The organism is Rhizobium sp. AC27/96 (assembly GCF_001692325.1).
Classification (GTDB): domain Bacteria; phylum Pseudomonadota; class Alphaproteobacteria; order Rhizobiales; family Rhizobiaceae; genus Rhizobium.
Genome location: NZ_LXKN01000070.1, coordinates 115,563 through 138,821 on the forward strand (window position 1 = coordinate 115,563; position 23,259 = coordinate 138,821).

The window sequence follows — 23,259 nt, forward strand, 5'->3', positions numbered from 1 at the left end:
TGCTACAAATCCAGCTTGTCGATCATCGATTGCGTGATCAGGCAGATGCCACTTTCCGTGCGGCGCCAGCGCTTGGCGTCGAGCTCCGGATCCTCGCCGACGATCAGGCCCTCGGGAATGGTGACGCCATGATCGATGACGACGTTCTTAAGCTGCGCGCGCCGTCCGACCTTGACGCTCGGTAGCACGACGGCTCCCTCCAGCTTGGAGTAGGAATTGGCGCGCACGCCGGTGAACAGCAGGCTGTTGTAGAGGCTGGCGCCTGAAATGATGCAGTCGCCGGCAACGACCGAGGAGACGGCCGAACCGCGGCGGTCTTCGTCGTCATGAACGAACTTGGCAGGAGGGCTGATTTCCGCATAGGTCCAGATCGGCCAGGACTTGTCGTAGATGTCGAGCTCCGGCACCACGGCGGTCAGGTCGATATTGGCCTGCCAGTAGGCATCGATCGTGCCGACATCGCGCCAATAGGCCTCGCGCTCGAAATCCGAGCGGACGCAGGACTGCGTGAAGCGGTGCGCGACGGCTTTGCCGTTCTTGACGATGTAGGGGATGATGTCCTTGCCGAAGTCGCGGCTGGAATTCGGATCGGCTGCGTCGCGCTTCAGGCATTCGATCAGGAACTTGGTGTGGAAGACATAGATTCCCATCGAGGCAAGCGCGAAATCCGGATTGCCGGGAATGCCGGGCGGATCAGCAGGCTTCTCGACGAAATCGATAATCTCGTCCTTCTCGTTGACATGCATGACGCCGAAGCCGACCGCTTCCATGCGGGGCACCTCGAGGCAGCCGATGGTAACCTGGGCGCCTGAATCGACGTGCTGCTGCAGCATCCATTCATAGTCCATTTTGTAGATATGGTCGCCGGCTAGGATGACCATGTATTCCGGGCCGTAGGGCTCGATGATGTCGATGTTCTGGTAGACGGCGTCTGCCGTGCCTTCGTACCATTGGGTTTCCGAGACGCGCTGCGAGGCCGGCAGGATATCGAAACTTTCGTTTCGCTCGGGGCGGAAGAAGTTCCAGCCGCGCTGCATGTGGCGGATCAGCGAATGCGCCTTGTACTGGGTGGCGACACCGATGCGGCGGATACCGGAGTTGAGTGCGTTGGAGAGGGCGAAATCGATGATGCGGGTCTTGCCGCCGAAATAGACGGCCGGCTTGGCGCGACGGTCGGTGAGTTCCTTCAGTCGGCTGCCTCGACCCCCGGCAAGAACGTAGGCCATGGCGTCGCGTGCCAGCGGCTGGAAACGTTTTTCTACCATTTTATTCCTCCCTGTCCGTAATGATCTCAAAATTCCGGTTCGAGCATGATGGTTGCCAATGGAGGCAGCGTTATTGTCGCTTGTATGCCTCCACCAGCATTAACGGCCTGTACACGCCCGCCGTTCCCCTTGCCGCTGCCGCCATAAATGTCGGCATCGGTATTCAGTATTTCACGCCACCGCCCCTCAGCTGGCAAGCGCAACGTATAATTCTCACGGTAGACTGGCGTAAAATTGGTGATGACCGCAACGGGTTTTTCACCGGGCGCCTTGCGCAGCCAGGCAAAGACCGAATTCTCGAAATCGTCGACGACGAGCCACTCGAAGCCTTCGCCTTCGCAGTCGCGCGCATGCAGGGCCGCCTTGCTGCGATAGGTGAAGTTGAGATCGCGCACGAGGCGCCGCATGCCCTCATGCATGCGGTATTGCAGCAGGTTCCAGTCCAGCGCGCGCTCTTCGCTCCATTCACTCCACTGCGCGAATTCCTGGCCCATGAACAGCAGCTTCTTGCCGGGATAGCCCCACATGAAGGCATAATAGGCCCGCAGATTGGCGAACTTCTGCCAGTCGTCGCCGGCCATCTTGGCAATCAGCGATCCCTTGCCGTGCACCACTTCGTCATGGGAAAGCGGCAGCACGAAGTTTTCCGAGAAGGCGTAGATGAGGCCGAAGGTCAGCTCATTGTGATGATACTTGCGGTGCACGGCCTCGCGGGAGAGATAGCTCAGCGTGTCATGCATGAAGCCCATGTTCCACTTGAAGCCGAAGCCGAGGCCGCCTTCGTGAACGGGCTGCGAGACTTTCGGCCAGGACGTCGATTCCTCGGCGATCGTCATCACGCCCGGATGAGCGCCATAGACCCTGGTGTTCATCGACTGGAGGAAGCGGACAGCCTCGAGGTTCTCGTTGCCGCCATATTCGTTGGGGATCCATTCGCCGTGCTTGCGGGAATAATCGAGGTAGAGCATGGAGGCGACGGCATCGACGCGCAAACCGTCCAAGTGGTATTTTTCTGCCCAGAAGAGTGCATTGTTCTCCAGATAGGAGAGAACCTCGGTACGGCCGAAATTGTAGATCGCCGTATTCCAGTCGGGGTGAAAGCCCTTGCGCGGGTCTTCATGCTCATAGAGGGCGGTGCCGTCGAACCAGCGCAAGCCATGTTCGTCGGTCGGGAAATGCGCCGGCACCCAATCGAGAATGACGCCGATGCCGACCTTGTGGCAGCCGTTGACGAAGCGGGCAAAACCCTCCGGTTCGCCGAAGCGGGCTGTCGGAGCATAAAGACCGGTGGTCTGATAGCCCCAGGAGGGATCATAGGGATGCTCGGTGATCGGCAGAAACTCGATATGGGTGAAGCCCATGTCGACGCAGTAGGGGATCAGCCGCGAGGCTAGTTCGTCCCAGGAGAGCATGGAGCCGTCGTCGCGACGCTGCCACGAGGCTGCGTGCACTTCGTAGATGCTGATGGGCTGGCGGCGCTGATCGACGCTTGCCCAATGCTCGCGATGGGCTGCATCCTCCCAGACTTGGGTCAGTTCGTTTGCCGTGACGGAAGCGGTCTTGGGCCGCAGCTCGCTGCGGCGGGCGAAGGGATCGGCCTTGAGCGGCAGCACGACGCCGTCATTGCCGCGTATTTCGAACTTGTAGGCGACACCGGCTGGGACATCCGGCGCGAAGATCTCCCAGATGCCGGAATCCGATCTGTAGCGCATGACATGCCGGCGGCCATCCCAGTTGTTGAAGTCGCCGACGACCGAGACGCGCTGGGCGTTCGGCGCCCAGACGGCAAAATGGAACCCCTGGACGCCTTCGTGCTTCAGGGGATGGGCGCCCATCTTGTCGAACAGACGCAGATGCGTGCCCTGACGGGCGAAATAGTCGTCCATCGGCCCGAGAACCGGGCCGAAGCTGTAGGGATCGGTCACCGCCCATTCGGCGTCGCCGCGCCGGGCGCGATAGCGCACCGGCTGCTGCTTGCTCAGTTTCACATCGCCGGAAAAGAAGCCCGCCGGATCAAGGCAATCCAGTTCGCCGATGACCGAGCCGTCGAGCGCCAGGGCAGTGACGGCTTCCGCGCCGAGAATGAAACAGCGCGCCACAAACCCGTCATCCGTCCGATGCACGCCGAGCACGGCAAACGGGTTGGAATGCGTGCCTGCGAGAATTGCAGCAATATCGTCTGCCGAAATATCCCTCAAGCTTGTGCCGTCAGCGGGTCTCTTCGGCTTTTTCATCCAGCTCTCCAGATTTCCTTGGCATATTGACGGATCGTCCGATCGGAGGAGAACCAGCCCATGCGAGCAGTGTTGTTGATCGTCTTGGCATACCATTCGGAGGGATTGGCCCAGAGGATATCGACTTCGCGCTGAGCTGCGGCGTAGGCATCGAAATCGGCGGCGACCATGAACCAGTCGTGACTGTAGATGCCCTCAATCAGGTTGGCATAACGGCTGCGATCGTCCGGCGAGAAGACGCCGGAAGCGATGGCCGAAAGCGCCTGTGCGAGTTCGCGCGAGCGTTCGATGACGGCGCGGGGATCGTGGCCGTCGCTGCGCAGGCTGGCGACTTCATCGGCTTTCAGACCGAAGATGACGATATTGTCTTCGCCGACATTGTCGCGCATTTCGACATTGGCGCCATCGAGCGTGCCGATGGTCAGCGCGCCGTTGAGGCCGAATTTCATGTTGCCGGTGCCGGAAGCTTCCATGCCGGCGGTGGAGATCTGCTCGGAGAGATCGGCGGCCGGAACCATGACTTCGGCGAGAGAGACATTGTAGTTCGGGACGAAGACGACCTTCAGCAGGCCACGCACCGACGGATCATTATTGATGACGCGGGCGACATCGTTGATCAGCTTGATGATGAGCTTCGCATTGTGATAGCTCGGCGCCGCCTTGCCGGCGAAGAGCTTGACGCGCGGTTGCCAGTCCAGCTCGGGATGCGAACGGATCTGGTCGTAGAGAGCCACGGTCTCGATGATGTTGAGAAGCTGGCGCTTGTATTCGTGGATGCGCTTGATCTGAATGTCGAACATCGCATTCGGATCGAGCTTGATGCCCATCCGGCTCGCAACGAGATTGGACAGCTGCACCTTGTTGGCGCGTTTGACCGCGGCAAACTTCTCCTGGAAGGCGCTGTCGTGGGCGAATTTGTCGAGCGGCTTCAGCTTTTCGGCATCGTCGAGGAAATCGTCGCCGATGGCTTCGCGGATAAGGCCGGTCAGGCCCGGATTGCACTGCATCAGCCAGCGGCGCGGCGTGATGCCGTTCGTCTTGTTGTTGATGCGGTCCGGATAGAGCTTGTGCAGGTCGGCGAAGACGGTGACCTTCATCAGGTCGGTGTGCAGCGCCGATACGCCGTTGATCGAATGCGAGCCGACAAAGGCGAGATTGCCCATGCGCACGCGCCGGTCGCCGTTTTCATCGATCAGGGAAATAGAGCGGATTTCGGTGTCGCTGAAATTGCGGGCCTTGCGGGCCTCGACCAGAATCTTCGCATTGATGGCGTAGATGATCTGCATGTGGCGCGGCAGCAGCCGTTCGAACAGCGGCACCGGCCAGCTTTCGAGCGCTTCCGGCAGCAGCGTATGGTTCGTATAGCCGAAGGTCTCGCGGGTGATGTTCCAGGCCTTGTCGAACTCGAGGCCGTGGACGTCGACCAGCAGGCGCATCATTTCAGCGACGGAGACGGCCGGATGGGTGTCGTTCAGCTGGATTGCGACCTTGTCGGCGAGGTTGGTCAGGTCGTCATACTGCTGCAGATGGCGGCGAATAATGTCCTGCAGCGAGGCCGAGGAGAAGAAGAATTCCTGGCGCAGTCGCAGTTCCTGGCCGGCGGGGGTTCCGTCTGCCGGATAGAGGACGCGCGTCAGGCTCTCCGCCTTGTTGCTTTCGCGTAGCGCGCCGATATGGTCGCCCGCGTTGAAGGCATCGAGCAGGATCGGATCGATCGGCTGTGCCGACCAGAGACGCAGCGTGTTAACGCGCTTGCCGCGCCAGCCGACGACGGGCGTGTCGAATGCGGCGGCGATAACACGTTCCGCCGGCTTCCACACATAGCGGGGCTGGTCGTCATGGCTGCTTGCCGTCTCGACGGCGCCGCCAAAGCCGATTTCGTAGGCGCTTTCCTGGCGTTCGAATTCCCAAGGGTTGCCGTGGGCGAGCCAGGTTTCCGGCAGTTCCACCTGCCAGCCATCGGCCATCTGCTGCCGGAACAGGCCATGCACGTAGCGAATGCCATAGCCGTAGGCCGGCACATCGACGGTCGCCATGGATTCCATAAAGCAGGCGGCGAGGCGGCCGAGACCGCCATTGCCGAGTGCTGCGTCCGGCTCGAGCCCGGCGATGACGCGAACGTCGACACCGAGCGAGGTCAGCGCGTTGGTGATTTCTTCCATCAAGCCGAGATTGGAGACGGCGTCGCGCATCAGGCGGCCGATCAGGAATTCGAGCGATAGATAGTATACGCGCTTGGCGCCGGTCTCGTAGACGCGGCGGGTGGATTCCATCCATCTGTCGATAACGCGGTCGCGAATGACGAGGATCGTTGCCGTCAGCCAATCGTGTGGCTTGGCCACTTTCGCATCCTTGCCGATGCGATAGGTCAGGCGCTCGATGATTTCTTCCGCAAGGATTTCGGGGCGGGAAATGCGCGGGGCGGGAACGGGGAGATCGGCCTTCGTCAAATTATTCATACTATCAACTCTCGCCATTTGTGATTTATATTCAGAGTGTTATGCCCAATAAATCAAATTTCCTTTCCGTTTCACTATCAGTTTACGCACTGATGTAAAGCAGTTGCAATATGCGAGTTGGGCAGATGCGAAAATAGCCGCCAAACGTTTCCCATTCGCGGGAAAAGACTTGATTCCGATGATGTTTCAGGCTCTTATTCGCGGATTGATGAAAAACAAAAGCCGCGCGATACTCGTTTCGCGCGGCTTTTGTTTTAATGGCTATTTATGGTTGCTTGAGGCGGGACCCAGGCAAGGTCACTTCGTCAGGAGCGTCATCTGCTTGGAGGTTTCCGTGGCGATCGTCTTGAAGGCCGCAACCAGATCCGACATCTGCTGTGCGGCAAAGTAGTTTGATGAACCTGATGCGCAATTCTGCAACAGGGTTTGGCCGCGCGCCGGAGCCATGAAGGCAACAGTGTAGATTTGGACACCGGCGGCCTTTGCGGCATTGCACGTCGTCAGCGTCTTCTGATCCGAGCTGGTGTCGTTGTTTTCTCCATCTGTCATCAGGACGATGTACTTCTGGAAAGTCTTGTTATTCTTCTTGGCCTGTGCGGCACTCTCGGACGCCGACATAAGGTTGTTGTAAGCCATTGTCATAGGTGCACTGGACTCGGTGCCGCCCTCGGCATTCAATCCGCTGATGACGTTGGTGCGAGTCGATTTTGTTCCCCAATCGAGGTTGCTATAACTGTCGACTTGGCTGCTCCATGCAATGGCCGCGGTGCGGACGTATTGCGAGGTAGGATCGGCCGTATCCAACTGGTCCAGAAGATTGCCGACTGCTGTTTTCAGTGCTGCAATCTTTTTGATGTAGCAAGGGCTCTTAGCCTTTGGATACTGATATAGATAATTCCCATCCGTATAATATTGGATGCAGCTTTTCTGGCTGGTGTCGACAACCTCTGTGTTCAGCAACATCGAGCCGGACTTGTCGAGCGCGATCTCCATAGAGAGAGCGCTCTTCTGGGTTTCAGAAGTTTTTCCGCTGGTTGAGGTGCTTGACGCGGAAATGTTCATCGAACTTTGACCCGTCAAGCGGGTCATGCTGTTCACGGGCATTGAATAGGATGCATTCACAACGACGGTATAGCCCGAATTCCCGGAGGAATCGGTGGTTTTCGTTACTGTCGTGTTGGTGCCCGCCTTAAGTGAATTCGTGGCGTTCGTATCTCCGCCGAGATAGTTGGACATCTGGCCAAGTACAAAATTATTGCCGAGATCTTTGGCGGTCGTTGTGGTCGCATCGCCGTCGACAAGCGCCGTTGCAGTGGCGAGCGCGGCAGCATCGGTCGATTCCTGGAGCTGGCTGCGTGTCAGCGACATGTTCGTCACATCTACAGCAACGCCGCCCGCCACAGCCAGTACTGGGATTGAAAGTGCGGTCATAATGCCGAAATTGCCGGCTCTATCACGCAACAGTCTTCTAAAGATACAAAGTATATCCGAACCGGTGATCATCATGTCCGCCTGATGGAGAGTTGAAGTTCTCAATAATTGGCGGGACTATCGACGATAAATATTAGTCAAACGTTTAAGTTGTGGTTCAAATTTTAAAAAACTATCGGATTAGTCTCATTCTTATTTCGACTTATACTATATTAGTGGAATAACATCTACGGCTTGCGCCGTTTTTTGGTTACCATAACCTTTCAATACACCAATAACGGGTGCAACGTCGGAGTAATCGCGGCCATAGGCAACGACGATGTGGTCGGTGCCGGCGGGGATATTGTTGGTGGGGTCTAGTTCGATCCAGCCGGCGGTTTCTCCGCACCAGACGCGCACCCAGGCATGCATGGCATCCGCGCCTTCAAGCCGTTCCTTGCCGGGTGGCGGGATGGTGCGCAGGAAGCCGCTGACATAGCCGGCCGGAATGCCGAGGCTGCGCAGCGCGATGATCATCACATGCGAGAAATCCTGGCAGACGCCGCGCTTCAGGCGGAATGCCTCCTTGGGCGTCGTGTCGACGGTCGTCGCCTTCGCGTCGTAGACGAAATCCTTGTGGATCCGGGCACAGACGGCATGGGCAATCTGCATTGTCGTCAGCTTCGCCGTCTTCCACTGCTTGCTGTATTCGGCGATTTCGCTCGTCTCCGGCAGGCGAGGGCTGCTGCCGAGGAAATGATGCGGGGAGGAGGGGTCGATCGACCAGCAGCTGTTGATCTCGTCAGGCAATTCGCCAAGCAAGGGTGAAAAGTCTGCAGCGATGGGCTGGCTCTCCACCTGCACACGTGCCTGCATGCGGATATCAAGCTTCTCATGCGGGTTGCGCACCAGGATCGACGTCGCGGGGTGCTGGAAGAAATCGGTGAAATTCGATTGCTCGTCCGGATTCGGCGTGACCTTCAGGGAACCGGCGACCAGCCGCTGGCGGTTGGTGAGCGACAGCGGCAGGATACGCAGGATGTGGCGCGCGCCGCTGGCCGGCGCGTCGTAGGTGTAACCCATGTGCAGCGACAGGTCGTAGAGCATCACATCATCCGAGATAGGTGCGGGCAAGCAGATCGGAGAGCCGCTCCAGCTCACGCTCCAGCCGCTGATAGACTTCGCCGGTCATCGTCTCCGGCGTCATGACGGCGAGGCCCGAATGCAGCCGCATGGCTTCCCGATAGAAGGGCGACATCTGGCCGTTGACGAAGGCATTCGGCAGTTGCTCCACTTCGCGATGGATCTCGTTCATCTGGAAGAGGATCGAGCGCGGGTTAAGGGGGTCAAGCGCCAGGAGGTCGGTCACCGTCAGACGTGCCGTGTTGACGTTGTAGCGACGGCGATGGGTCATGACGCTGTCGCCGATTTCAAGCAGCATGTCGAGTGCGCCGTCGGGCGCCTCGGGGCCGGACATATGGCCGAGAAGCCGGGTCATGTGCAGTCCGCGTTCGATATAACGACCGAGCGACAGGAAACGCCAGCCGGTGAAGCGGTACATGTTCTCATGCACGAGGCCGGCAAAGCCCGCGAGCTTGCGCAACAGGATCGTCATGGCATGGCTGGCGTCATCGCCATGCTTGACGTTTTCCTTGAAGCGGCGGGCGGTCTTGGCGAGGTCCGTCAAGGCCAGCCAACCGTCGGGCGAAAAGCGGTCGCGAATGTTGCTGGCCGAGTAAACGGCGCTGTCGATGTTGCGCAGCAGGCTTTCCGGTACGGCCTTCTCGATGTCTATGTCGATGCCGGCAAGATAGGCGCTGACGTCGGCGAGCAGCGGCTGGCTCGGATCGGCGGCTTCGGCGAAGCGGCCGTGCCAGGCGCGCAGGATGCGCAGCGCCCCTTCGGCCCGTTCGATATAGCGGCCGAGCCAGAACAGATTGTCGGCGGCGCGGCTCGGCAGGCTGCCCGGCATATTGCGGGTAAACGTCTCCTCCGCTGGCAGCAGCGTGTGGGCTTCCACAGGCTTGTCGGAGACGATCCAGACATCGGCGGCCGAGCCACCTGATTGCATGGCTATGGCGGCGACATCATCGCCGCTGCCGATACGGGCAAAGCCGCCGGGCATGATCTTCCAGCCGCTTTCCGTGCGGGCGGCAAAGACGCGCAAGCTCATCGGCCGTGGCATCAGCTTGCCGTTGACCCAGGCCGGTGTCGTCGAAAGGGTAACGACTTCCTGGCCGACCAGCTTGTGGCCGTCGGTTGCCAGCCAGTCCGAAATTGAATCGCGGGCAGTGCTGCGCAGAGTCGAGCCCAGCACTGATTGGCCGCTGTCATCGAAGAAGGGCATGCAGGAATAGGCGGGGCCGATCACCATCTTCTCGATATTGGCGGCGACATGCTCGCGCTCGCCCTTCTGTCCGCACCACCAGGTGGCGATCGACGGCAGCTTCAGCTCTTCGCCGCGCAGATGCCGGCAGATGGTCGGCATGAAGGCAAGCAGGGCGCGGGTTTCCAGAATACCGGAACCGAGCGCGTTGACGATGCTGACGGTCTGGGCCCGCAGCGCTTCCACCAGGCCCGGCGTGCCGATATGGGAGTGCTGGTTGAGCTCCAGCGGGTCGGCGTAGGAGGCGTCCAGCCGGCGCCAGAGCACGCTGATCGGCCGTAGCCCGGCGACGGTTCGCACCATCAGCTGGTCATTGACGACGGTGATATCCTCGCCCTCGAGCAGCATGAAGCCAAGGTAGCGGGCGATATAGGCGTGTTCGTAATAGGTTTCGTTGGCCGGGCCAGGCGTCAGAACGGCAACGCGTCCTTCGCCGCCGCGCTTGCCACCCAGAAGCGCGTCACGAAAGGCTCCGAAGAAGGAGGCGAGGCGGTGCACCCGGGTTTCGGCATAGATGTCGGAGAAGGCGCGCGTCGTGGCGACGCGGGTTTCGAGCGCAAAGCCGGCGCCCGACGGTGCCTGTGCGCGATCCGCCAATACCCACCAGTTGCCATCCGGACCGCGTCCGATCTCGAAGGCGAGGAAATGCAGATAGTGGCCATTCGCGGGCTTGACGCCGACCAGCGGGCGCAGGAATTCCGGATTGCCGGCGATCAGGGCCGGCGGTAGCAGGCCTTCATTGACAAGCCGGCTGTCGCCATAGATGTCGGCCATGACTTCTTCGAGCAGATCGGCGCGCTGTTGTAGGCCTTCGGAAAGGCTTTGCCATTCGCGCTCATCGATGAGCACCGGGATGTGCGAGATGGGCCAGTTGCGCTCGCTGACGCCGGTTGCGCCATAGGCGCGATAGAAAACGCCGGCATCGCGCAGGTAGCGATCGGCGCGGGCGAAACGTTCGGTCAGTTCCTGTTCCGACATGTGGGACAATGCCGACAGGAGCTTTTGCCAGACCGGCCGCACGGCACCTGCATTGTCGACCATTTCATCGGCAACACCGGGCAGGGCGCTATAGGCAAAGGCCGGATCGTTGCCGATGCCAGCCTTTACTTCACTTCGCCGTTCCGCTGCCGGTTTTCTAACCATGCATATTCCCGTTTCAAAGTCCCGCCGGCCGGCGGAGATCGAGCGTCAGCGGGAATTCCGCCGATGTCGTCTCCGGTCGCAGGGCATAGCCGCCAGCGGTATGCCCCCAAGGTTCGAATCGCGCAAGACGCCGCGCTTCCGCTTCGTTACCATTGACAGGGAAGGTGTCATAGTTCCGGCCCCCCGGATGAGCAACGTGATAGATGCAGCCGCCGATCGAACGGCGCGACCATGTATCATAAATGTCGAAGGTCAAAGGCGTATCGATGGGCAGAACCGGATGCAGGCCGGATGCCGGATGCCATGCCTTGTAGCGGACGCCGGCGACGGAAACGCCTGACATGCCAGTCGACGTCAACGGCATCGGGCGTCCGTTGCAGGACACGGTGTAGCGCGAGGGATTGCTGGTTTCCAGCCGCACCTGCAGACGCTCGACCGAGGAGTCGACGTAGCGGACCGTGCCGCCGACTGCGCCCTCTTCGCCCAGTACATGCCAAGGCTCCAGGGCCTGGCGCAGCTCCAGTCTGTTGCCCTCGTATTCAACCTCGCCGCAGAAGGGGAAGCGAAATTCGAGCTGCGCCTGGAACCACTCGGACCGCAGGTCGAAGCCGTTTTCACGGAGATCGGCAAGCACATCGAGGAAATCCTGCCAGACATAATGCGGCAGCATGAAACGATCATGCAGTGTCGTGCCCCATCGGGTGAATTTGCCTTCGATGGGATTGCGCCAGAAGCGGGCAATGAGGGCGCGCACGAGCAATTGCTGGGCAAGGCTCATGCGGGCGTTGGGCGGCATTTCGAAGCCGCGGAATTCGACAAGGCCGAGCCGTCCCGTCGGGCCATCGGGCGAGAAGAGCTTGTCGATGCAGATTTCCGAACGGTGGGTGTTGCCGCTGGAATCGGTCAGGAGATTGCGGAACAGCCGGTCCACCAGCCAGGGTAATGGCGGGTTGCCCTGGCCGGGCGCGGGCACCTGAGCTATTGCAATTTCCAGCTCGTAGAGGCTGTCGTGGCGCGCTTCGTCGATGCGCGGCGCCTGGCTGGTCGGGCCGATGAACAGGCCGGAGAACAGATAGGAGAGCGAGGGGTGACGCTGCCAGTGCAGCACCAGGCTCTTCAGCAGGTCAGGACGGCGCAGGAACGGGCTGTCGTTCGGATTGGCGCCGCCGACGACGACATGGTTGCCGCCGCCTGTGCCGGTGTGACGGCCGTCGATCAGGAACTTGTCGGTGCCGAGGCGCGTCTGCCGTGCTTCTTCGTAAACCGTCGTGGTGATGTCGACGCAATCCTGCCAGTTCGATGCAGGATGGATGTTGACCTCGATGACGCCGGGGTCGGGCGCGACGCGAATGACGTTGATGCGCTCGTCCTGAGGCGGTGAATAGCCCTCGATATGGACCGGCAGCCCGAGTTCTGCCGCCGCATTCTCGGCGGCCGCCAAGAGTTCCAGATACTGCTCGATCCCCTCGGTCGGCGGCATGAAGACGCAGAGCCGGCCATCGCGGGGCTCGACGGAGATGGCCGTGCGCACTGCGCCGCGGATATCGCCAAGCGTTTGCTCCACCCGCGATTGCACGCCCTCGTCGGCCTGGAACGACGCTTCCGGCATGGCGCGGCCAGCGGGCACGATGACATCGGGCAGAGGCGCGCGCGGAAGGGTGGGGTCGACGGTGTGGATATAGGGATAGCGCGACGGCGGCACATAGGGCAGCGTACCAAGCGGCAGGCGGTAGCCGATCGGCGAGTCACCGGGCACGAGGTAAATCTTGCCGCGTCGCGTGCTCCATTTCTCGCTGACCCAGCGTGTGCCCGAGGCCTGTGCATTCCAGGCCTGCACGGGAAGGACGTAGCCGGTCGCTGTCGTCAGGCCGCGCTCGAAAACGCGGGCGATGCGGCTGCGCTCTTCGGGGTCCTTCAGCTTCGAATTGGACGGGTCGACATTCTCAGGCAGGCTGCCTTCCTTGATGATCCACTCGGCCGGATCTTCATAGGCCGGCAGCACCATATCGGGCTCGATGGCCAATTCCCTGGCGATTGCGCTCAGAAGCTTTCCGGCATCCTCGGCACTGGCGCCGGTCCTTGCGGTTTCCTCGGCAATCAAGGCCGGGTTTTGCCAGACCGGCTTGCCGTCCTTGCGCCAGTAGAGTGAGAAGGTCCAGCGCGGCAGGCTTTCACCCGGATACCATTTGCCCTGGCCGTAATGCAGGAAGCCGCCCGGCGCGAAGCGGTCGCGAAGGCGGCGGATCAGCTGATCGGCCATGTGGCGCTTGGTCGGGCCGACGGCGGCGGTGTTCCATTCCTCCGACTGAAAGTCGTCGATCGAGATGAAGGTCGGCTCGCCGCCCATGGTCAGGCGCACGTCTTCGGCCTGCAGGACGCGATCGACCTCGTTGCCAAGCGCATTCAGCGCATCCCAGCTTTCGTCGGAGAAAGGCTTGGTGATGCGCGGATGTTCGGCGACGCGGGTGACCGTCATCGCGAAATCGAATTCTGTCTTGGCTTCGCCGAAATAGCCGCCGGAGATCGGGGCGGCGTTGCGGTAATGCGGTGTGGCGGCGAGCGGAATATGGCTTTCGCCGGTAAGCAGGCCCGAGGTCGGGTCGAGACCGACCCAGCCGGCGCCGGGAAGATAGACTTCCGTCCAGGCATGCAGGTCGGTGAAATCGACCTCGGTGCCCGATGGGCCGTCGAGCGCCTTCAGATCGGGCGTCAGCTGGATGAGATAGCCGGAGACGAAGCGGGCGGCGAGGCCGAGATGGCGGAGAACCTGGACGAACAGCCAGCTGGTGTCGCGACAGGAGCCTTTAGCCCTCTCCAGGGTTTCTTCCGGCGTCTGCACGCCGGTTTCCATGCGGATGACGTAACCGATCTCCTGCTGCAGACGCGCATTGATGCCGACGATCATGTCGACGGTGGGTTGCTCGGAGCGGTCAAGCGTGTCGAGAAAAGCCTGCAGCCGGGGGCCGGTTTCTTCCGGCGTCATATAGATGGACAGATCCTCGCGGATCGTCTCGGGATAGGCGAAGGGCCACTTGGTTGCTTCCTCTTCGACGAAAAAGTCGAAGGGGTTGTAGACCGTCATGTCGGCAACGAGATCGACCTCGATCTTCAGCTCGGTCACCGGATCGGGAAAGACGAAACGGGCGAGATAATTGCCGTAGGGATCTTGTTGTAGGTTCACGAAATGATTGGAGGGTGTGACCTTGAGCGAGTGGCTGAGAACGCGGGTCTTGGAATGCGATGCAGGTTTCAGGCGGATGATCTGAGGGCCGAGGCGGACCGGATTGTCATATGTGTAGTGGGTGAGATGATAGATGCTTGCCTTGATCGCCATATGTCTCTTTGCCTAGCCCACATCGTTGTGCGGTGGTTGCTGTTCCCGCAGGCAGTGTGTGCAATGCAGCGAAAGAATGCAAGACATCTCGGCGGGAGCGCCAAAGTCTTGCTGCACAATGCCAAAATAAAAACGGCGAGCTTTCGCCCGCCGCTTCGAGAATTCTATTTTACAGCCTGCGATCAGCTTCTGCCGAACTCGTCGACCAGGCGGATAATATCGTCTTCGCCGAGATAGGAGCCGGTCTGCACCTCGATCAATTCCAGCAGGATCTTGCCGGGGTTGGAGAGGCGGTGCACTTCGCCGAGCGGAATATAGATCGACTCGTTCTCGCGCAGCATCTGCACATTTTCGCCGACCGTGACTTCGGCCGTGCCCTTGACGACAATCCAGTGCTCGGAGCGATGATGATGCTTCTGCAGAGAGAGCTTCTTGCCCGGCAGCACGAAGATGCGCTTGACCTGGAAGCGCTCGCCGTTCAGCACCGAGGTATAGCCGCCCCAGGGGCGATAGGATGTCGGATGTGTCTCGGTGAGCTTGGCGGTCTTCTTGTCGCTCGCCAGGAACTTCACGAGCTTGCCGACTTCCTGGCTGTCCTTGAGGTGGCCGACATAGACGGCGTCTTCACTGGCGATGACGGCGACGTCTTCAAGACCTTGCACGGCGACATGGAGGCTGTGCGACATCACGAGCGAGTTCTTGGTGTTGACCAAGGTCGTGGCGCCGGTGGAGACGTTGCCGCTTTCATCGCGATTGCCGACCTTCCAGACCGCATCCCAGCTGCCGAGATCCGACCAGATGAAGGGTGAGGGGACGACGGCTGCATTGGCCGTCTTTTCCATCAGAGCGTAGTCGATGGAGATATCGGGGCTCTTGGAGAAATGATCTGCGTCCAGGCGGGTGAAGTCGAGGTCGCGCGTCGACTTGGAGACGGCCTCGCTGGCGGCCTTTTCGACCTCGGGCGCATATTCCTTCATCTCGGCAAGGAGCTGGGCCGCCGAGAACATGAACATGCCCGAGTTCCAGTAGAAGTTGCCGCTTGCAACCATCTCCTGCGCCTTTTCCAGCGCCGGCTTCTCGACGAAGCGCTTGACGGCATGGGCTCCGGTCGAAAGCGCCTTGCCGCTTTCGATATAGCCGTAGCCGGTCGCGGGTTCGGTGGGCGTAATGCCGAAGGTGACGAGCTTGCTCTGAAGGGCCGTATCCCGCGCCAGACGCACGCAATCATAATAAGTCGTGTTGGCGTCGATCTCGTAGTCCGAGCCGAGAACGTGCATGATCGCGTCCTTGCCGAAAAGCTCGGTGACGAGCACTGCGGCGGCGGCGACTGCGGCTGCGGTGTTGCGGGCAACCGGCTCCAGCAATATTGCCGCGAGTTTCAGGTCCAGCTCCCGGGCCTGTTCGGCGACGAGGAAGCGAAACTCTTCGTTGGTCAGAACGATCGGGGCCTCATAAAGCTCGGCATCCGAAATGCGCTCCAGCGTGTTTTGAAACAGCGTCCTATCGCCGATGAACTGAATGAACTGCTTTGGGGCGGAAGAGCGCGATAACGGCCAAAGCCGTGTACCCTTGCCGCCTGCCATGATCACCGGAACGATTCTCGCTGCCATACCCTGCCTCTCCTGGATGCTTCTCTCGGTAGCCTGCCGGAACGATTGCAACTCTTGCGCTGGCGCGCGCATCCCCAGACAACCTCTATCGCCATTGCGATATTTTTGTACTCGACGCTAGCTACAATACGTCAAGACCGCAAATATTCGGTTATCCCCGCGCGGAAATTCTAATGAAATTCTGCAGGCTGCATCCTCGTTGAAGTAAAAAGGCGGAAGCGATCGAAACCGCTTCCGCCTGATCAAAACAATTCTCGATGCGTGGGCGCGACAAGCCTCGCTTGCCCTCTACGCCTCGGCCTTGTCGGGCTGTTGTTCGCCGTGCGTGGGCGCATGGGCAACACCGTTGCGCCTGTTATAGTGGATCGACGACCAGAGCGAGACGCCGATAAGCGCGGCACCGCCGAGACCGGTAACGACTTCGGGCACATGGACCAGCGTCTGCACATACATGATCACCGAGAGAATCAGGATGGCATAGAAGGCGCCATGCTCAAGATAGCGATAGTGCGCAAGCGTACCCTTCTCCACCAGCATGATGGTCATGGAGCGCACATACATGGCGCCGATGCCGAGACCGATGGCGATGATGAACAGGTTCTGGGTGAGCGCGAAAGCGCCAATGACACCATCGAAGGAAAAGCTGGCATCGAGGATCTCGAGATAGAGAAAAGCGCCGAAACCACCCTTTGCGGCGGCGCTCATCGTCTTTTGCGAGGCATCCAGAAAGCCTGCAAGCACTTCCACCAGCAGGAAGGTGAGGAGTCCATAGATCGAGGCGTGAAGGAAGGTCGTCGAGTCATCGCCGTCGAGGAGCGAGCTGAAGATCAGAACGAGGATCAGGACGAAGGCGATCTCGATGCCCTTGATGGTGGCGAAATTCGCCATCCGCTTTTCGAGAAAGCTGATCCAGTGCACGTCCTTCTCGTGGTTGAAGAAGTAGGTGAGGCCAACCATCATCAGGAAGGTGCCCCCAAAGGCGGCGATGGGCAGATGCGCGTCGTGCATGATGCGCGCATATTGCTCGGGTTCGGCGGCTGCGAGCTTCAGCGCCTCCCATGGATTGATCCAGGCGGCGATGGCGACGATCAGCAGCGGGAAGACGATCCGCATGCCGAAGACGGCAATGATGATACCCCAGGTCAGGAAGCGATGCTGCCAGACCGGCGTCATTTCCTTCAGCTTGTTGGCGTTGACGATGGCATTGTCGAAGGAGAGCGAAATCTCCAGCACGGCCAGGACCGCGCAGATGAAGAAAGCCGTCGCAAGGCCACCGAGCGTGCCGGTCGCGTTCCAGCCCAAAAGGGCTCCGAGAGCGAGACCCGCCAGGGTGACAGCAAAAGCCCAGCCGAAATAGCCAAGCATGGATTTGGAAGCGACGGGCGGCGTCATGGGCGCACCTCGCTGCAGAAGGATTTGATCGTAGATCGAGCGCGCAGCCGCATACCGAAGACGGCATGCGGGCAAGGCATGGTCAAGCTGTTCATGAAAAGAAGTCCGCCGGCTCATCTGCAGGCGGTACCGACATCGCGAGAGCGCCGTAAAAACTCTCGCCAGAGGGGCCCGGCACCATAGTCCAATCCGCCGCCGATGTCAGAAGGCGCGGAGATCACCAATAGTTAGTGAAGTCGGGACGTACGTCAAGGGGTTGAAACGGTCGCCAAGACGGTTGCTCCCAGAAATTGAGAATTTGAGGAACCAAACAGGAAAGGCGGCGTTTGCCCCTTAGGCTTATCTGTATCACCCGTCTTGCCTGGACGATCACGACCGACAGGAGAAACCTCCATGAGTCCCAATCCCATCCATCGCAAAGCGCATGAGCAAAAGCCGGAGCTGACGGAACGGCAGAAGAAGGCGAAATCCAATACGCTTCGACAGGCACAGGTCCTGCCGCCGCATCAAGTGGACCTGACCTTGCATCCGATGACGCATGACGATGTTCACGTGCCGGCGCATGTCAATGGTGCCGACCTGTCGCGCGAAGCACCCGCCGACGCCAATCATAAGCAGAAGCGGAAAACCGGCACGCGGCACTAGGGTGTTCTCGCTTTTCTCCGAATCGTGAAAGCACTCTATCTCTTTGTCGTTACTCATGCCGGACGGAAAACCGCCATGCGCTTTTCCTGGAAATGCTCCAAGGCTGCCGCGCGTCATTTGATGGACGGATGCCTATTTGTGCTTGGGCGCCTTGCCGTCTGATGTGAAGCTGCCGTTGAAACTCATCTCGGGCGATTTGGCCGAGCATTCGATGACGACCGGCTTGCCGGCATAGGGGTTTGCGAAGGTGCATGTGCCCTTTGCTGCAATCTTGTTGGAGATTTTTTCACCCTGGCCCGTCGAAATAACGTCGATCGGCAACTGTGCGGTGCCCTTCTGGCTACCGGGCTTTATGCCTTTGCCGTTACCCTCGAACCCCAGCATCTTGCCGCCAGATGTGAAAAGGAATGCCACAGATCCATCCGCCCCGGTAACTGTGCCGAGTTGGCCCACGCAGCCCTTGGAGGCATCGAGTTTGCCGACGACGAGTTTGGCGCATTTCCCGCTGACCACGGTTACGCCCTGTGCCGGGAAATTCTCAACGGCTGCAGCCGACGTGGCGGCCAGCGCCGTCAATCCAAATACAATGCATGCGAATCGCATAAGGGGCTCCTTTAAAGCCCCTGCAGGTTTGCCGATCAAAATGTGGCAGTCAACCCAAGGCAGCGATGTGCGCGTTCGCCGCCGTTATTCCGGCACGAGCGAGCCGATCAGTTGCAGCAGGGCATTTTGCCGATTGCCGCCGCCGGCGAGGAATTCATAGAGGCTCATGCTTGTTTCGTTGCCGCCATCGACCATGTAGTCGGCCTGGCGGATGACGAAGACCTCGCCGCTTTCCGAATCGCGGGCCAGGTGGAACATATATTCATCGCCGTTGGGCTTGTGGTTCTTGTAGAACTGCCGCTTCACCACCGTCATCTCGTCCTCCCGTATGATCGATGCTTCCGTATGACAGTAGGATGACGGCGCGGCCGGAAGTCAAGCGGCTTGTCGCGGGAAATCGCAGCGATGGGGCTGATGTGGCCGAGGCCATGGCGAACATCAGCATGTGATTGGCTATCTGCAAAAACGCGCTTATTCTCGGTTTGCGCCCGAATATTCGGGGCGCGACAAGTAGGAGATCGAAGCCTATGAAAATGATGTTAGCGCTGGGAGCGATTTTGAGCCTGGCATGCGTCTCCGCCGGGGAGGCGCCTTCGAACTATCAGACTTACCAGGGCGTTCGCGTCGACAGCGATCCGGTGCTGCTGGCCAGATACAGTAGGGCTCTCAACCACTGCGAGCCAGAGGCCTATTCCTGGCGTCGGGGATCGCCCGACCCGAACAGCACCTTCTATTGGCTGGCTCTGAGGAATTGCCTCTATCGCCAGGGCTATGTGGATCGCGGTGCCTATGCCTATCCGACGACGGCGGTGTTCCGGCATTTTCTGGACCGGTGAATATCCACGGGCTATTGCGGCCCACGGAACATTCTTCCCGAAACAGACATGAAACGAAAAAGGCCTTTCGATTTCTCGAAAGGCCTTGCTTTTCAGCAAATTAGGATGGTGGGCGTGACAGGGATTGAACCTGTGACCCCTACGATGTCAACGTAGTGCTCTCCCGCTGAGCTACACGCCCATCCGATGGCGGCGCATAGATCACAAAACCTCGGGGGCCGTCAATAGGCTTTTTTTCGGTTTTGTGACGTAGTTGCCGGAAGCCTTACGCGGCAAGGAGTTTATTGACTTCGTCGACGAGCTCGCGGAGGTGGAAAGGCTTGGAAAGCACCTTCGCATCCTTCGGAGCCTTCGAATCAGGATTGAGGGCCACTGCCGCAAAGCCGGTAATGAACATCACCTTCAGGTCCGGATCGAGTTCGGTGGCGCGGCGGGCCAGCTCGATGCCGTCCATTTCCGGCATGACGATGTCGGTCAAAAGCAGCGAAAACGGCTCTTCACGCAGCCGGTCGTAAGCGCTTGCTCCGTTGTCAAAGGACAAGACCTTGTAGCCGGCTTTTTCGAGCGCCTTCACAAGGAAGCGACGCATGTCGTTGTCATCTTCGGCAAGAAGTATCTTCTGGGTCATCATCTTTTCGCTAATCAATGTTGTCTTGTTGGACACGTCCAGCGTTCAGGTTAGCGCTCCGCCGTAAACAAGCTGTGAATGGCCAGCCAAAACGCGCCAATCCTGCATTGGTTCAAAGCATAAGTGCATTCCACGAAAACGCCCTGCGTTTCCGCTCGCGGAACATTCGGAGATTTCGATTACGGCGCTTTGGATTAAGGCCATTTCGGTCAAGTTACTATGGACTTGCGGTCATGCAACTGGCAACATGAATACTGCGACAAGTTGTTGACATGGTAAAGACGTTGATGTCCGCGGAAATGCGTAGTTTCGAGATTTACGAGGTATTGGAGCCCGCCTCCCAGACGATACCGTTTGTCTACAGCTCACCGCATAGCGGCCGCATCTATCCCCCCGATTTCATCGCCCAGTCCCGCCTCGAAGGCATCGCCATCCGCCGTTCCGAGGATCATTATGTCGACGAGCTTTTTTCGGCGGCGAGTTCTCTCGGCGCGCCGCTGTTGCTCGCCAATTTTCCGCGTGCCTATATCGATGTGAATCGCGAGCCCTACGAGCTCGATCCCCGCATGTTCGATGGCGCGTTGCCATCCTATGCCAACATCAATTCGCTGCGGGTCGCCGGCGGTCTCGGTACGATCCCGCGAATCGTCGCGGAGAATATGGAAATCTACGCGCGCCGCGTCCCGGTCGAAGAGGCGCTAAGGCGTATCGACACGATCTACAAGCCCTATCACGCCACGCTTCGCCGGCTGATCGCGCGCACCCATGTCAAATTCGGCTTCGGTGTCCTGGTCGATTGTCATTCGATGCCGGGCAACATCCGAATCGCCGGCAGCAATGCGCGGCCGGATTTCATTCTCGGTGATCGCTACGGCACCAGCGCCTCGGCGGAGCTTTCGCGCGCCGCCATGCAGATCCTCGAGGAGCTCGGCTTCAACGCCGTGCGCAACAAGCCCTATGCCGGCGGCTTCATCACCGAGCATTACGGTCGTCCCTCTCGCGGACTGCACGCCCTGCAGATCGAGGTCAACCGCTCGCTCTATGTGGACGAGACGACGCTGGAGAAGCGTCCGGATTTCAGTCAGGTCGCCTCGGCCATCACGCTGTTCATGAAGCGCATTGCCGAGCATGTGGAATCCTACACGGGCGATCCGGCGCTGGCTGCCGAATAACGAAAATTCTCTAGGCAAGCTTGGAAAGGCGTGGTTCCGCGCTGGCCGTTTCGCCGCGACTTGAATTCCGTACCCCAGCAAAAAAGAACCGCGCTTGTGGCGCGGCTAAGTCTAGGGAGGAAACACCCAAGGAGGGTATTTACAGTCAGAAGACTGTAGCTGGATATTGGTCTCGCACTGCACAAATGTCAAGCATTTTATTGCGGTGCAAAATATTTAGGCAGATTTGAAAACTCTGCCTGATCGACAGGCATCGCGCCCATTGCGTCATCACCCGGTTTGCTTCGTGAATTATATGCGCTATGGATCGCTCATCCCATCACCTAATCGGATTGACCATGCTCCCCGATCGCTCGTTCTTCTACCGTCTGGCCGAGGCGGCCAAGGCCGAAACCCTGCCGCGCTTCCGCGCCGGCGTCGATGTGGTCAACAAGGAAGCCAGCGGGTTCGATCCGGTGACCGAAGGCGATCGTGCTGCCGAAGTGGCGATTCGGTCGCTGATCGAGGCTGAGTTCCCGGATCACGGCATTCTGGGCGAGGAACATGGCAGCGTCGGCCTTGATCGCGAGCATGTCTGGGTGATCGACCCGATCGACGGCACGCGTGCCTTCATCTCGGGTGTGCCCGTCTGGGGAACGCTGATCGGCCTGCAGAAGAACGGCCGCGCCATCATGGGCCTGATCGACCAGCCGTTTACCGGCGAGCGCTATTTCGCCGATGGCAACGGCTCCACCTATTCCGGCCCGGACGGCGAGCGACAGCTCAAGGTTCGCGATTGCGGCAGTCTGTCGAACGCTATTCTCTTCACCACCTCGCCACATCTCTTCGTCGGCGAGGAGCTTGCCAAATATCGCGAGATCGAGAGCCAGGCGCGGCTCTTCCGTTATGGGACGGATTGCTACGCCTATGCGCTGCTCGCCGCCGGCCATGTCGATCTCGTCATCGAAAATTCGTTGAAGCCCTATGATGTCGGCGGCATCATCCCCGTTGTGGAGCAGGCTGGCGGCATCATGACCACCTGGGACGGCGGCCGTCCGGAAATGGGCGGCACGATCATCGCTGCCGGCAGCCGGGCGGTTTACGAGCAGGCTTGCGCCATCCTGTCCCGGTAAAGGTCAGGCTCCGGCTTCGAGCTCATAGGCGTTGGTTTCCGCGTCGCTGCCGGGAATGAAGGCGTGAATGGCGGCCAGCGCCTGGTTGCGATAGATATCCCGCTCCTGCAGGATCTCGTGCTTTGAGCCATGAATGGGCACAAGCTGGGCGGCCCGGAAGTAACGCGATACCCTTTCCTGGTCGACATAAGGCACGACGCCGTCTCTGGTCGGTGAGAGCATGACGGTTGGGATGGGGATCGAAAACAGATGCTCTGGCCTGTTGACCTGCTCGATTGCACGGAGTGCCTGCGAGAGCCAGCGTGCCGTCGGAGGCCCGAGGGAAAGCTGTGGGTAGGCCTCGCTGATGCCTGCATTGCGCCGATAGCGCTGTTCATCCGTGGTCACCGGATTCTCGCTGAACGGCCTTTCCTTGAATTTCTTGCTGAATTGCATCCGGCCGAGCCCGACCGTGCTAAAGGCGCCGGACAGGAAACGGATCAAGCCCGGAGAGGCGCCGTGACCGGTCAGGCCGATAAAGGGCGCCGACAGCACCATGCGCTCTATACGGCTTGCAAGCCTTGGCGCTGAATACATGGCAATCAGGCCGCCTGTGGAATGTCCGAGAAGAAAAAAGGGCAGGCGTGTATCCGGCAGCACGATCTTGTCGAGGAAGACGGTGAGGTCGCGTTCATAGTCTGAAAACCGCGCGACGTGGCCGCGCAACGGATCCTTCAGCAGGCGCTCCGACCCGCCCTGGCCGCGAAGATCGAAGGTTGCCACCCACAGGCCCTTGGCCGTGAGATCGCGGATCGTCTCGAAATATTTCTCGATGAATTCGTTGCGCCCCTGCAGCACGACGACGGTGCCTCTGGCAACCGGCTGCTCGCAACGGAATACGGCGTAGCGCAGCTTGCGTCCATCGAAACTCTCGAAGAACCCTTCGGTGCGGTTTTCCGGCACCGGATTGTCTGGCGTGGAATAGAGGATCGAATCCATCGCGATGTCGCGCCTCGCTGACAAATGGCCTACCTCAAGGGGATAGCGCAGG

17 protein-coding genes and 1 tRNA gene are annotated in these 23,259 nt (G+C 59.7%); 4 read left to right on the forward strand and 14 right to left on the reverse strand.

Translation table 11 applies throughout. From position 1 onward, the window contains the following. Nucleotides 1–2: 2 nt before the first annotated feature. The 9 genes from glgC to A6U86_RS31320 all read right to left on the reverse strand — a co-directional run bounded on the left by glgC (nucleotide 3) and on the right by A6U86_RS31320 (nucleotide 17,233). A complete protein-coding gene (gene glgC, locus A6U86_RS31280; protein ID WP_068400045.1) occupies nucleotides 3–1,265 on the reverse strand; it encodes a glucose-1-phosphate adenylyltransferase in 1,263 nt (420 codons plus the stop codon). A 26-nt stretch (nucleotides 1,266–1,291) separates the two neighbouring features. Beyond that, nucleotides 1,292–3,499 (reverse strand): 1,4-alpha-glucan branching protein GlgB, encoded by a 2,208-nt coding sequence (gene glgB / locus A6U86_RS31285; RefSeq protein ID WP_068400048.1) that lies wholly within the window; start codon nucleotides 3,497–3,499, stop codon nucleotides 1,292–1,294. Continuing rightward, complete coding sequence (locus tag A6U86_RS31290) at nucleotides 3,496–5,958, reverse strand: glycogen/starch/alpha-glucan phosphorylase (protein ID WP_068400051.1); 2,463 nt, start codon at nucleotides 5,956–5,958, stop codon at nucleotides 3,496–3,498. The genes glgB and A6U86_RS31290 overlap by 4 nt, the downstream gene beginning before the upstream one ends. 297 nt (nucleotides 5,959–6,255) lie before the next feature. Further along, nucleotides 6,256–7,461, reverse strand: a complete 1,206-nt coding sequence (locus A6U86_RS31295) for a TadE/TadG family type IV pilus assembly protein (RefSeq protein ID WP_068400512.1) — start codon at nucleotides 7,459–7,461, stop codon at nucleotides 6,256–6,258. A gap of 135 nt (nucleotides 7,462–7,596) precedes the next feature. After that, nucleotides 7,597–8,475, reverse strand: coding sequence for a transglutaminase family protein (locus tag A6U86_RS31300; RefSeq protein WP_068400054.1), 879 nt, complete (start codon nucleotides 8,473–8,475; stop codon nucleotides 7,597–7,599). A 4-nt stretch (nucleotides 8,476–8,479) separates the two neighbouring features. After that, the gene (locus A6U86_RS31305) at nucleotides 8,480–10,897 is read right to left on the reverse strand and encodes a circularly permuted type 2 ATP-grasp protein (protein WP_068400058.1); all 2,418 of its coding nucleotides are present in this window, start codon (nucleotides 10,895–10,897) and stop codon (nucleotides 8,480–8,482) included. Between the two features lie 13 nt (nucleotides 10,898–10,910). Next, nucleotides 10,911–14,231, reverse strand: coding sequence for a DUF2126 domain-containing protein (locus A6U86_RS31310; protein WP_068400061.1), 3,321 nt, complete (start codon nucleotides 14,229–14,231; stop codon nucleotides 10,911–10,913). A 182-nt stretch (nucleotides 14,232–14,413) separates the two neighbouring features. Next, nucleotides 14,414–15,841 (reverse strand): mannose-1-phosphate guanylyltransferase/mannose-6-phosphate isomerase, encoded by a 1,428-nt coding sequence (locus A6U86_RS31315; RefSeq protein ID WP_068400064.1) that lies wholly within the window; start codon nucleotides 15,839–15,841, stop codon nucleotides 14,414–14,416. Between the two features lie 288 nt (nucleotides 15,842–16,129). Next, nucleotides 16,130–17,233, reverse strand: a complete 1,104-nt coding sequence (locus A6U86_RS31320) for a DUF475 domain-containing protein (protein ID WP_068400515.1) — start codon at nucleotides 17,231–17,233, stop codon at nucleotides 16,130–16,132. Nucleotides 17,234–17,626: 393 nt separating this feature from the next. Between A6U86_RS31320 and A6U86_RS31325 the strand changes: the two genes are divergently transcribed. After that, nucleotides 17,627–17,878 carry a hypothetical protein gene (locus A6U86_RS31325; RefSeq protein ID WP_068400066.1) on the forward strand — a complete coding sequence of 84 codons (252 nt, stop codon included), beginning with the start codon at nucleotides 17,627–17,629 and terminating at the stop codon, nucleotides 17,876–17,878. 132 nt (nucleotides 17,879–18,010) lie between these two features. Here the strand turns inward: A6U86_RS31325 and A6U86_RS31330 are convergent, their stop codons facing one another. Both A6U86_RS31330 and A6U86_RS31335 read right to left on the reverse strand, forming a co-directional pair. Then, complete coding sequence (locus A6U86_RS31330) at nucleotides 18,011–18,481, reverse strand: hypothetical protein (RefSeq protein ID WP_068400069.1); 471 nt, start codon at nucleotides 18,479–18,481, stop codon at nucleotides 18,011–18,013. Between the two features lie 84 nt (nucleotides 18,482–18,565). After that, a complete protein-coding gene (locus tag A6U86_RS31335; RefSeq protein ID WP_068400072.1) occupies nucleotides 18,566–18,796 on the reverse strand; it encodes a hypothetical protein in 231 nt (76 codons plus the stop codon). 212 nt (nucleotides 18,797–19,008) lie between these two features. Between A6U86_RS31335 and A6U86_RS31340 the strand changes: the two genes are divergently transcribed. Further along, entirely contained in the window at nucleotides 19,009–19,317 is a 309-nt protein-coding gene (locus A6U86_RS31340; RefSeq protein ID WP_068400076.1) for a hypothetical protein, read from the forward strand. A 106-nt stretch (nucleotides 19,318–19,423) separates the two neighbouring features. Here the strand turns inward: A6U86_RS31340 and A6U86_RS31345 are convergent. Both A6U86_RS31345 and cpdR1 read right to left on the reverse strand, forming a co-directional pair. Further along, a tRNA-Val gene (locus tag A6U86_RS31345) sits at nucleotides 19,424–19,498 on the reverse strand. An 84-nt stretch (nucleotides 19,499–19,582) separates the two neighbouring features. Next, nucleotides 19,583–19,945, reverse strand: a complete 363-nt coding sequence (cpdR1, locus tag A6U86_RS31350; protein WP_004117561.1) for a response regulator CpdR1 — start codon at nucleotides 19,943–19,945, stop codon at nucleotides 19,583–19,585. Between the two features lie 272 nt (nucleotides 19,946–20,217). Here cpdR1 and A6U86_RS31355 point away from each other — a divergent pair, with 272 nt between their 5' ends. Together A6U86_RS31355 and hisN are read left to right on the forward strand one after the other, a co-directional pair. After that, nucleotides 20,218–21,117, forward strand: a complete 900-nt coding sequence (locus tag A6U86_RS31355; protein WP_234906243.1) for an N-formylglutamate amidohydrolase — start codon at nucleotides 20,218–20,220, stop codon at nucleotides 21,115–21,117. Nucleotides 21,118–21,455: 338 nt separating this feature from the next. After that, on the forward strand, nucleotides 21,456–22,229 hold the full coding sequence (gene hisN / locus A6U86_RS31360; protein ID WP_068400083.1) for a histidinol-phosphatase: 774 nt from the start codon (nucleotides 21,456–21,458) through the stop codon (nucleotides 22,227–22,229). A 3-nt stretch (nucleotides 22,230–22,232) separates the two neighbouring features. On the opposite strand, the gene A6U86_RS31365 is transcribed toward hisN, so the two are convergent. After that, complete coding sequence (locus A6U86_RS31365; RefSeq protein WP_068400085.1) at nucleotides 22,233–23,207, reverse strand: alpha/beta fold hydrolase; 975 nt, start codon at nucleotides 23,205–23,207, stop codon at nucleotides 22,233–22,235. Between the last annotated feature and the right edge of the window lie 52 nt (nucleotides 23,208–23,259).

Excerpts from the sequence above, each read along its gene's own strand:
- A6U86_RS31315 (WP_068400064.1), bottom strand. The coding sequence starts at position 15,841 with ATGGCAGCGAGAATCGTTCCGGTGATCATGGCAGGCGGCAAGGGTACA.
- A6U86_RS31290 (WP_068400051.1), bottom strand. The coding sequence starts at position 5,958 with ATGAATAATTTGACGAAGGCCGATCTCCCCGTTCCCGCCCCGCGCATT.
- A6U86_RS31335 (WP_068400072.1), bottom strand. The coding sequence starts at position 18,796 with ATGACGGTGGTGAAGCGGCAGTTCTACAAGAACCACAAGCCCAACGGC.
- A6U86_RS31310 (WP_068400061.1), bottom strand. The coding sequence starts at position 14,231 with ATGGCGATCAAGGCAAGCATCTATCATCTCACCCACTACACATATGAC.
- A6U86_RS31330 (WP_068400069.1), bottom strand. The coding sequence starts at position 18,481 with ATGCGATTCGCATGCATTGTATTTGGATTGACGGCGCTGGCCGCCACG.
- A6U86_RS31340 (WP_068400076.1), top strand. The coding sequence starts at position 19,009 with ATGAAAATGATGTTAGCGCTGGGAGCGATTTTGAGCCTGGCATGCGTC.
- glgB (WP_068400048.1), bottom strand. The coding sequence starts at position 3,499 with ATGAAAAAGCCGAAGAGACCCGCTGACGGCACAAGCTTGAGGGATATT.
- A6U86_RS31365 (WP_068400085.1), bottom strand. The coding sequence starts at position 23,207 with ATGGATTCGATCCTCTATTCCACGCCAGACAATCCGGTGCCGGAAAAC.
- glgC (WP_068400045.1), bottom strand. The coding sequence starts at position 1,265 with ATGGTAGAAAAACGTTTCCAGCCGCTGGCACGCGACGCCATGGCCTAC.
- cpdR1 (WP_004117561.1), bottom strand. The coding sequence starts at position 19,945 with ATGACCCAGAAGATACTTCTTGCCGAAGATGACAACGACATGCGTCGC.
- hisN (WP_068400083.1), top strand. The coding sequence starts at position 21,456 with ATGCTCCCCGATCGCTCGTTCTTCTACCGTCTGGCCGAGGCGGCCAAG.
- A6U86_RS31295 (WP_068400512.1), bottom strand. The coding sequence starts at position 7,461 with ATGATCACCGGTTCGGATATACTTTGTATCTTTAGAAGACTGTTGCGT.
- A6U86_RS31320 (WP_068400515.1), bottom strand. The coding sequence starts at position 17,233 with ATGACGCCGCCCGTCGCTTCCAAATCCATGCTTGGCTATTTCGGCTGG.
- A6U86_RS31325 (WP_068400066.1), top strand. The coding sequence starts at position 17,627 with ATGAGTCCCAATCCCATCCATCGCAAAGCGCATGAGCAAAAGCCGGAG.
- A6U86_RS31305 (WP_068400058.1), bottom strand. The coding sequence starts at position 10,897 with ATGGTTAGAAAACCGGCAGCGGAACGGCGAAGTGAAGTAAAGGCTGGC.
- A6U86_RS31355 (WP_234906243.1), top strand. The coding sequence starts at position 20,218 with ATGGTAAAGACGTTGATGTCCGCGGAAATGCGTAGTTTCGAGATTTAC.
- A6U86_RS31300 (WP_068400054.1), bottom strand. The coding sequence starts at position 8,475 with ATGCTCTACGACCTGTCGCTGCACATGGGTTACACCTACGACGCGCCG.